This window comes from Dactylosporangium sp. NPDC000555 (assembly GCF_040300025.1).
Lineage (GTDB): Bacteria > Actinomycetota > Actinomycetes > Mycobacteriales > Micromonosporaceae > Dactylosporangium.
The window spans coordinates 24,219-33,537 of sequence record NZ_JBEPDB010000096.1; the positions used below are offsets into that span (position 1 = coordinate 24,219).

General features: G+C 67.9%; 7 protein-coding genes and 1 tRNA gene. 5 read left to right on the plus strand and 3 right to left on the minus strand.

Annotated features, from left to right (window positions below):
• Nucleotides 1-93 precede the first annotated feature (93 nt).
• Complete coding sequence (locus tag ABT297_RS36970; RefSeq protein ID WP_350557227.1) at nucleotides 94-1,527, plus strand: hypothetical protein; 1,434 nt, start codon at nucleotides 94-96, stop codon at nucleotides 1,525-1,527.
• A 179-nt stretch (nucleotides 1,528-1,706) separates the two neighbouring features.
• Here the strand turns inward: ABT297_RS36970 and ABT297_RS36975 are convergent.
• The 3 genes from ABT297_RS36975 to ABT297_RS36985 form a co-directional block, all read right to left on the minus strand.
• Nucleotides 1,707-1,781 (minus strand) — tRNA-Arg (locus ABT297_RS36975).
• Between the two features lie 83 nt (nucleotides 1,782-1,864).
• The gene (locus tag ABT297_RS36980; protein ID WP_350557228.1) at nucleotides 1,865-2,452 is read right to left on the minus strand and encodes a DUF305 domain-containing protein; all 588 of its coding nucleotides are present in this window, start codon (nucleotides 2,450-2,452) and stop codon (nucleotides 1,865-1,867) included.
• 47 nt (nucleotides 2,453-2,499) lie between these two features.
• Nucleotides 2,500-3,432 (minus strand): thioredoxin-like domain-containing protein, encoded by a 933-nt coding sequence (locus tag ABT297_RS36985; RefSeq protein WP_350557229.1) that lies wholly within the window; start codon nucleotides 3,430-3,432, stop codon nucleotides 2,500-2,502.
• 198 nt (nucleotides 3,433-3,630) lie between these two features.
• On the opposite strand from ABT297_RS36985, the gene argS reads away from it, so the two are divergent.
• The 4 genes from argS to thrC are packed head-to-tail and all read left to right on the plus strand — an operon-like array spanning nucleotide 3,631 to nucleotide 9,023.
• Nucleotides 3,631-5,289, plus strand: a complete 1,659-nt coding sequence (gene argS / locus ABT297_RS36990) for an arginine--tRNA ligase (RefSeq protein WP_350557231.1) — start codon at nucleotides 3,631-3,633, stop codon at nucleotides 5,287-5,289.
• A 5-nt stretch (nucleotides 5,290-5,294) separates the two neighbouring features.
• The gene (gene lysA / locus ABT297_RS36995) at nucleotides 5,295-6,680 is read left to right on the plus strand and encodes a diaminopimelate decarboxylase (protein ID WP_350557232.1); all 1,386 of its coding nucleotides are present in this window, start codon (nucleotides 5,295-5,297) and stop codon (nucleotides 6,678-6,680) included.
• A 15-nt stretch (nucleotides 6,681-6,695) separates the two neighbouring features.
• Nucleotides 6,696-7,967 carry a homoserine dehydrogenase gene (locus ABT297_RS37000; RefSeq protein ID WP_350557235.1) on the plus strand — a complete coding sequence of 424 codons (1,272 nt, stop codon included), beginning with the start codon at nucleotides 6,696-6,698 and terminating at the stop codon, nucleotides 7,965-7,967.
• Nucleotides 7,968-7,973: 6 nt separating this feature from the next.
• Nucleotides 7,974-9,023: a threonine synthase gene (gene thrC / locus ABT297_RS37005; protein WP_350557234.1), complete on the plus strand. Its 1,050-nt coding sequence runs from the start codon at nucleotides 7,974-7,976 to the stop codon at nucleotides 9,021-9,023.
• Nucleotides 9,024-9,319: the final 296 nt, after the last annotated feature.

Below are 9,319 nucleotides of genomic sequence, written 5' to 3' on the forward strand. Positions count from 1 at the left end.
GCCGGTGCTCCGCTCAACCCTCGTGAACCTTGTTGCGCTCTGTCTCAACCGCTGCTGTGCTATCTGGATGTCCATGAGTCGGGAGCTGATGTAGTGGTGGTGTCCGAGGTGGGGGAAGGCGACTTCGCTGACGCAGTCATCGATGATGATGACGCAGATTTTGGTGTTTTTCAGAGCCATGATCAGGCGCCTGTAGACCTACTAAGGCGCGCCGGCTACTTGGTCGAAGAACCTGAAGTTCATGGTTATCGGTCCGGAGAGCGCTGGGGCAACTGGTATCGATTTGCATTTCCTTCAACTGGTGGCCGTGACCGTCTGGCCGGCCTGTTGCCGCATGTAATGCTCCCCGCCTTGGTTGAAGAATCTGATAGAGGCTGGGTAATCCACAAAAGTGCTCTCGGACTGTCGTCGAGGGACGGTCGCTACGTTGAGCTGCTCCTGTCGAGGTTTGGCCTTCGTTTTGTGTCGGTTCGGCCTTCCGACTACGTCTCTCCGCGGACCGGATGCGCTACGGCGCACTCGCGCGGCGAGTCTTACTGTACCTCGTTCACCACGGCTTACGTTGGAGGCAACTCTGATGTCAGGGAAATGGGAAAGTTGTTTCCCAGGGCTGTGGTGCATTTTCATGTTGGAGACGGAAGGGGTACCTGCATAGAGATATCCAGTGCAACCGCAACGTTGGCGGCCGTGTACATGGAGGCCGCTGACAGGATTCGAAGGCCTGACATTGAATATGTGGCCTCGGTTAAAGTCAAATTTCCGGAGAACTTGTCCTCTGAAGCGGCAATGCAAAGGGCAAGGTCGCTGGCAGGGACGTTCTTCTTCGAACTCGCTGCCCTGCGGCAGGCTCATCCGAGATTGCATGAGCCTTTGTTGGAGAGGGACCGAGTCCGCTCGATTCGACCCGCCGGAACCGCCGTCCGATTTCCACCGCAGTCCGTTGATGCGCGCGCTGGGTCGCTGTTTGTAAGTGCCGACGGTGCGGGAAGTCCTTTGAGTCGGTACCTAGCCTACTATCAGTCAATTGAGTACTTTCTTCCATATAGCGATGAGCGCTCCAGTATTGCCAAGCTTAAGCGTGAGGTTTTCTCGCCTGGATTTGACTTAAGCCGCGACGCGTCGTTGCTCAGTCTGGTTCGTACGATTGGTAGGCAAACTTCGAGAAGCGAACGCGAGTCGTTCAAGGATCTAATTACCCTTGTGCTGCCTCTTGAGAAAGCCAAAGCCATTTTTGAAGGGCTGGCGGAGCAGTATCCGGATCACTTCAGCAAACGGGGGAAGGTCCAGCACGTGACGTACCTGCATCCAGCCGATGCAACCCGTGCGTTTCCGATGCAAATTGCGGATAGGATCTACGATCTCCGCTGCCGAATCGTCCACTCGAAGGCAATGGGTGGTGCGGTAGGCGCCGAGCCACTGTTTCCGACGGACGATGAGGTCGCGTACGTCGGAGCCGATGTTGAGCTTGTACGTCTGGTGGCCATGGAGACGATCACGGCATTCGCCTCCGGAACGTTGTCTCCCTAGCTCGTGAGGCAGCCTTACGGGCGACGCCTCCGGCATCCGGGGGTTGGGCACGCATTGGGCACAGACGGCCGATCATGGCCGCTGAGAGCCGGCTACAGCCGTACACAACGGTGAAGCCCTGGACAGCGTTCTCGCTGTTCCAGGGCTTCGTTTGTCCTGCTAGACCGCCGTCTGGCGGGTGGTGCCCCCGGCAGGATTCGAACCTGCGCTCCCGCCTCCGGAGGGCGGTGCTCTATCCCCTGAGCTACGGGGGCCTCGCGACCTCGAACAGAGTAGCAGAGCCCCTCCCCGCCCCGCTCATCGGTTCCCCTGTGGCGGATGTGGCGGGGAGGTCGGCTCACGAGGACAAGGGTTGGGCGCCCAGGTCCTTCAGTTTGTCGGTCAGCGCCGAGATGTCGTACGTCTGGGAGACGCGCATCCGCTCGGCGGAGTCGCGGACCTCTTCGGTCTTGGCGTTCTTCGCGGCGACCTCGGCCATGTGGACGCCGCCCAGGTGGTGGCGCAGCATCAGCTGGCACCACACGATGTCGAAGTCCTTGCCCGTCGACGACTTCAGCTTCTTGAGGTCGTCGTCGGAGGCCATGCCGGGCATGCGGCCGTCGGGCTGGAGGGTGTTCATGCCCGACGGCATCCAGGCCATGGCGCGGTTGCTGGACGTGGGGGAGAGGTTCCAGTGCGTCAACCAGGTCTGCATCTGGCCGATCTGCCACTGCTGGCTCGCCGCGATGTCGTACCCCAGGTTGCGGATGTCGTCCGTCGAGCCGAGGCGGTACGCGAACATGCCCATCTCCACGGCCTGAGCGTGGTGGACGCTCATGTCGCGGGCGAAGCCGGCGTCGATCGAGTCGTCGCCGGGGGCGCGCAGTGTCGGGATCAGGTAGGCGATGGCGGCGCCGGTCAGCAGGAGGAGGACGGCGGCGAGCACGCCTACGCTCAGGCGTGCTCGCCGTGAAAGCTGCGCGAACACGACGGCTAGTTGCCCATCGTGTTGCCGGCCGGGGAGTCCTTCCCGAGGTCGCGCGGGGTCGTGCCCGTCTCGGTGATGATGGCGCCGTTGGAGCAGGGGTTGCCGGCCTCGAGGGAGGCGTTCTGGCGCAGCGCCTTGATGAACTGGTCGATGCGCTTGTCGTCGGCGTTGTCGACCTTGAGCTGGAAGCCCCACGCCTGCAGCGAGATCGGCTTGTCCAGGTTGGGATACGGGCTCATGAGCATGTAGTCGTTGCCGCGGACCCGCTTGGCCAGCTTCTCCACATCGTCGGCGGACAGGCTCGGGTTGTACGCGATCCAGACGGCGCCGTGCTCCAGGCTGTGCAGCGCGTGCTCGTTCGCGATTGCTGCCGGATACACGTCGCCGAGGCAGCGCTGCCAGTTCTGGTTGTGGCGGCCGGCGACCGGCGGGTTCAGATCGTACGTCTGCGGGCCCCACACGTGGTCGCGCTGGCCGACCATGGCCTTGTCGATCTTGTAGTAGTCCTTGATGCCGTCGATCTGGTCGGCGCGGTCGCGCCAGCTGAGGCCGTTCTCACGCACCTGGTAGCCGGCGAAGCCGATGATGCCCAGCGCCAGCACGCCGACGGTCGCGAACAGCGCGATCGGGCCCCAGGACATGCCCTGCTTGACCTTGACCGGGGCGATCTTCTTGGCGGCCGGGCGGCTCGACGTGGCCGGGCGCTTGCCGGCGGGAGCGGTCTTGCGGGCCGGGGCCGACTTGCGCGGGCTCGCCTTGGGCTTGGCCGAAGCGGCGGGCGCGTCGGCGTCAGCGTCGGGGGAATCGGCGTCGGACGAATCCGAGATTTCCGACTCGTCCAAAACCTCCGCGTCCTCGTCGCCGCCCTGCTTCGGCTTCGCGCCGGAGACGGCCTTGGTGGACGGCTTGCGGTTGCCGCCACTGTGCTGGGTGCTCATGCTCATCTCGTCGCCTCGCAACGCTCAGCGCTGTGCTCGCTCATCGGGCCTCGTCTGGTCAACGGTCGGGGGTCACGGCGGGGAACAGGTCCGGCGGGTCCCGCCTTCGGCGGAAGTGCGGTCCCTGCCGTCCCGCATTGTGACCAGCACAACGGGCCGCCGCCAAGTACCGGAGTCTACCCCCGATAGCATTTGTCGGTGACTCCCGCTGAACTCGCCGTAGCAGTCCTCGACGCCGCCCGTGCGGCCATCACTGAGCGTGACCTCGACGCGTCCGTTCTCCCGGCGACGACCAGCGTGGAGCGACCGCGAAACCCGGAGCATGGTGACTATGCGTCCAATATCGCCCTGCAACTGGGCAAGAAGGTCGGGCTGAGCCCGCGGGAGCTGGCCGACGCGGTGGCGAAAAACTTGCAGGAAACTCCCGGGATCGATGCGGTGGAGATCGCCGGGCCCGGGTTCCTGAACATCCGGCTGTCCGCGGCCGCCGCCGGCGAGCTCGCCGGGCTGGTCGTGCGGGCCGGCCGGGCCTATGGCCACAGCGAGACGCTGGCCAAGGAGAAGATCAACCTGGAGTTCGTCTCGGCGAACCCCACCGGGCCCGTGCACCTCGGCCACACCCGCTGGGCCGCGGTCGGCGACGCGCTGGGCCGCATCCTGGCCGCCGCGGGGGCCGACGTCACCCGCGAGCACTACATCAACGACGCCGGCGTGCAGATGAACCGCTTCGGCGAGTCGGTCATGGCCGCCGCCCACAACCAGCCGACCCCGCCGGACGGCTACCCGGGCGAATACATCCAAGACATCGCAAAGGTGATTGTCGCCGCGAATCCGGACATTCTGCAAAAGTCCGAAAAAGAGCAAAGCGAAGCCTTCCTCGCGGAAGGCTACAAGGCCATGCTCAAGGAGATGCGGGACAGCCTGGAGCGGTTCGGCGTCCACTTCGACGTCTGGTTCTCCGAGAAGACGCTGCACGAGGGTGGCGCCGTCGAGCACGCTCTCGACGAGCTGCGCAAGCAGGGCCACGTGTTCGAGTCCGAGGGCGCCGTCTGGCTGCGCACCACGGACTTCGGCGACGACAAGGACCGGGTCCTGATCCGCTCCAACGGCGAGAAGACCTACTTCGCCGCCGACGCCGCCTACTACATCAACAAGCGCGAGCGCGGCTTCGACCGCTGCATCTACATGCTGGGCGCCGACCACCATGGGTACGTCGGCCGCCTCAAGGCGATCGCGGCCTGCGCCGGCGACGACCCGCGGCGCAACATCGAGGTGCTCATCGGCCAGCTGGTCAGCCTGCTGCGCGGCGGCGAGCCGGTGCGGCTGAGCAAGCGGGCCGGCACGCTGATCACCCTCGACGAGCTCATCGAGGCCGTCGGCGTGGACGCGGCCCGATACTCTCTGGCCCGCTCCTCCACGGACTCGCCGCTGACCCTGGACATCGAGGTCATCACCCGGCAGAAGAACGACAACCCGGTCTTCTACGTGCAATACGTGGGCGCGCGCACCGCGTCGGTCGCCCGCAACGCCGCCGAGCTGAGCCTCGAGCGCGGCGACGGCTACGATGCTGCCCTGCTCGTACACGAGAAGGAACTGGACCTTCTCAAGGCGCTCGGCGACTTTCCGGCGGTCGTCGCCACCGCCGCGGAGCTGCGCGAGCCGCACCGCGTGGCACGCTATCTGGAGGACCTGGCCGCGGCGTACCACCGGTTCTACGACAACTGCCGCGTGCTGCCCCAGGGTGACGAGCCGTTCACGGAGACCAACCGGGCGCGGCTGTGGCTCAACGACGCCACCCGCCAGGTCATTGTGAACGGTCTGGACCTGCTCGGCGTCTCGGCGCCGGAACGGATGTAGAGAACATGCGCGCACACGAGGCGGGGACACTGCACGCCGACCTGGGCATGAACGGCCCGTCGTGGCTCAGCACGCCCGACGACGTCAACACCTTGGTCCCGATGTTGTGGCCCAAAACCGTACAACGGGGCACAAACGGGTCGCTGGAGGTCGGCGGCGTCGACGTGAACGAGATCAGGAACCAGCACGGCACGCCGGCGTACGTCCTCGACGAGGAGGACTTCCGAGCCCGGTGCCGGACGTTCAAGGAGGCCTTCGGCGGCGCCGAGGTCTACTACGCCGGCAAGGCGTTCATCGCCACAGCGATCGTGCGGATTCTGGTGGAGGAGGGCCTGTCGCTGGACGTCTGCACCGGCGGCGAGCTGGCCATCGCCCTGCGTGGCGGCATGCCGCCGGAGCGCATCGGCCTGCACGGCAACAACAAGTCCGTCGCGGAGCTGACCGCGGCCGTGGAAGCGGGCGTCGGCCGCATCATCGTCGACTCGTTCGACGAGATCGAGCGCCTCACCCGCATCGCCGTCAACACCGGCACCAGGCCGAAGGTCATGGTCCGCGTCACGGTCGGCGTCGAGGCCCACACGCATGAGTTCATCGCCACCGCGCACGAGGACCAGAAGTTCGGCTTCTCGCTGGCCGGGGGCGCCGCCGCCGAGGCCGTCGACAAGATCCTCGCCGACGACGTGCTGGAGCTGCGCGGCCTGCACTCGCACATCGGCTCGCAGATCTTCGACGCGTCGGGCTTCGAGGTCGCCGCGCGGCGCCTGCTCTCGCTGCAGGCGCGCGTCTACGAGGTACACGGCCGGGAACTGCCCGAGATCGACCTCGGCGGCGGCTTCGGCATCGCGTACACCACGCAGGACGAGCCGGCCGACCCGCGCGACCTGGCCGGCGACCTGCTGCGCATCGTCAAGCAGGAGTGCGCCGCGCTGCACCTGAGCGTGCCGCACCTGTCCGTCGAGCCGGGCCGGGCCATCGTCGGGCCGGCGATGTTCACCCTGTACGAGGTGGGCACCGTCAAGGACGTCGACGGGATTCGGACGTACGTCTCGGTCGACGGCGGCATGAGCGACAACATCCGCACCGCCCTCTACGACGCCGCGTACTCCGCGACGCTCGCCGGCCGCGCCTCCGCCGAACCGCCGATTCTCGCCCGCGTGGTGGGAAAACATTGCGAGTCCGGGGATATCGTCGTGAAAGATGAATTCCTGCCGGCCGACGTCACGGCCGGAGATCTTCTCGCGGTCCCGGGCACCGGCGCCTATTGCCGCAGCATGGCGAGCAACTACAACCACGTCCCCCGCCCGCCGGTCGTGGCGGTGGCTGACGGTGAGTCGCGGGTCATCGTCCGCCGGGAGACCGTGGACGACCTGCTCAGACTGGACGTGGGGTGACAGATGCCGCAATCGGTGAAGGTAGCGCTGCTGGGCTGCGGGACCGTCGGTTCCGAGGTGGTACGCCTGCTGCACGAGCAGGAGCACGACCTGACGGCCCGGATCGGCGCGCCGCTGGAGCTCGTGGGCGTCGCCGTCCGCCGCCTGAGCAAGGCGCGTGACCTGCCCGTCGACCCGGCGCTGTTCACGACCGACGCGCTCGGCCTGGTCAAGCGCGAGGACGTCGACGTCGTCGTCGAGGTCGTCGGCGGCATCGAGCCGGCCCGCACCTGGCTGCTCGAGGCGCTGCACAGCGGCAAGAGCGTCGTCACCGCCAACAAGGCGCTGCTCGGCGAGGACGGTGCCACGCTGCACAAGGCCGCCGCCGACTCCGGCGCCGACCTGTACTACGAGGCCTCCGTCGCCGGCGCCATCCCGCTGCTGCGCCCGCTGCGCGACTCGCTGCACGGCGATCGCATCACGCGGGTCACCGGCATCGTCAACGGCACCACGAACTTCATCCTGTCCTCGATGGACGCCACCGGCGCCGGCTTCGCCGAGGCGCTGGAGGAGGCGACCGCGCTCGGCTACGCCGAGGCCGACCCGACCGCCGACGTGGAGGGCTTCGACGCCGCCGCCAAGGCCGCGATCCTCGCCTCGATGGCCTTCCACAGCCGGGTCACCTCCGCCGACGTGCACCGCCAGGGCATCACCGAGGTCACCGCGGCCGACGTGGCCAGCGCCAAGGCCATGGGCTGCACGATCAAGCTGCTGTGCATCGCCTCGAAGGCCAACGGTGCCGTCTCGGTGCGCGTGCACCCGGCGATGATCCCGCGCACGCACCCGCTCGCCAGCGTCGGCGACGCGTTCAACGCCGTCTTCGTCGAGGCCGAGGCGGCGGGTCAGCTCATGTTCTACGGCCGCGGCGCGGGTGGCGCCCCGACCGCCTCGGCGGTGCTCGGCGACGTCGTCGCCGTGGCCCGCAACCGGCTCGCCGGGGTGCGTAGCGCGTCGGAGTCGGCCTACGCCGACCTCCCGGTCTCGCCGATCGGGGACGTGCTCACGAGGTATCACATCAGTCTGGACGTCTCCGACAAGGCGGGCGTGCTCGCCGCCGTCGCGGGCGTCTTCGCCAGGCACGGCGTCAGCATCGCGACCGTCAACCAGTCCGGCCGCGGCAACCAGGCCGTGCTCGTCATCGTCACGCACGCCGCACCGGATCGCGCCCTGGCCGCGACCGTCGCCGAGCTGCGGGCACTGGACATCGTTCGCGCCGTGGCGAGCGTCCTGCGGGTCGAAGGGGAGTAGAACGCCATGTGGCGGGGTTTGATCGAGGAGTTCCGGGATCGCTTACCGGTCGGGCCGCAGACCCCGGTCGTGACGCTGCACGAGGGCAACACGCCGCTACTGCCGGCGCCCGAGCTCTCCGCGCGCACCGGCTGCGACGTGTACCTCAAGGTCGAGGGGGCCAACCCGACGGGCTCCTTCAAGGACCGCGGCATGACGGTCGCGGTTTCCAAGGCCCTCGAGGACGGCGCGAAGGCGATCATCTGCGCCTCGACGGGCAACACGTCCGCGTCGGCCGCCGCGTACGCCGCGCGCGCCGGCATCACCTGCGCCGTCCTCGTGCCGACCGGCAAGATCGCGCTGGGCAAGCTGGCCCAGGCCCTCGTGCACGGCGCGCGCCTGCTGCAGGTCACCGGCAACTTCGACGACTGCCTGGCGCTCGCGAGCAAGCTGTCGCTGGACTACCCGGTGTCGCTGGTCAACTCCGTCAACCCGGACCGTCTCGAGGGCCAGAAGACCGCCGCCTTCGAGATCGTCGCGGGCCTCGGCGACGCCCCGCACATCCACTGCCTGCCGGTCGGCAACGCCGGCAACATCACGGCGTACTGGATGGGCTACAAGGAGGACCACGCCGCCGGCAACGCCACCCGCCGCCCGCGCATGTTCGGCTTCCAGGCCTCCGGCGCCGCTCCGATCGTGCGCGGCGAGGTGGTCCGCGAGCCGAGCACGATCGCCACCGCCATCCGCATCGGCAACCCGGCGAGCTGGACGAGGGCCATCGACGCCCGCGACGAGTCCGGCGGCCTCATCGACGCGGTCACCGACCGCGACATCCTGCAGGCCTACCGCCTGCTGGCCCGCTCGGTCGGCGTCTTCGTGGAGCTGGGCAGCGCGGCGAGCGTGGCGGGCCTGCTGCAGGCCTCCGCCCAGGGCCGCATCGAGCCGGGGCAGACCATCGTGTGCACGGTCACCGGTCACGGCCTGAAGGACCCGGAGTGGGCGATCTCCACCGCCCCCTCACCGACGACGATCCCCGCCGACCCGCTGGCCGCCGCCAAGGCGCTCGACCTGGCATAAGAACGAGATTGCTCGGGTCCGCGTCACCTGCGGACCGTTCCTCCCGCGAGACAACGGGCCGGGGCTGCCTGAAGGGCGCCCCGCCCCTGCCGGGTCCGTGGGCCAAGAACACGGCGCCCCGGGCGTCCGCGGGCGCGGCACGGCGAGGCTCGGGCCGCCCCGTCATCGGCATCGCATCGACCGGTCCGCCGCCGCCGTGGCGCCTACCGTGCCGAGCGGTTCGGCCGCGATAGCGTGCCGACGCTTGGCCTCCCGCGCTTGGCCTCCCGCGCTTGGCCTCCCGCGCTTGGCCTCCC

Bases quoted from the DNA above. Each gene is read 5' to 3' on its own strand.
- thrC (WP_350557234.1), top strand. From the start codon at position 7,974: ATGTGGCGGGGTTTGATCGAGGAGTTCCGGGATCGCTTACCGGTCGGG.
- ABT297_RS36985 (WP_350557229.1), bottom strand. From the start codon at position 3,432: ATGAGCACCCAGCACAGTGGCGGCAACCGCAAGCCGTCCACCAAGGCC.
- lysA (WP_350557232.1), top strand. From the start codon at position 5,295: ATGCGCGCACACGAGGCGGGGACACTGCACGCCGACCTGGGCATGAAC.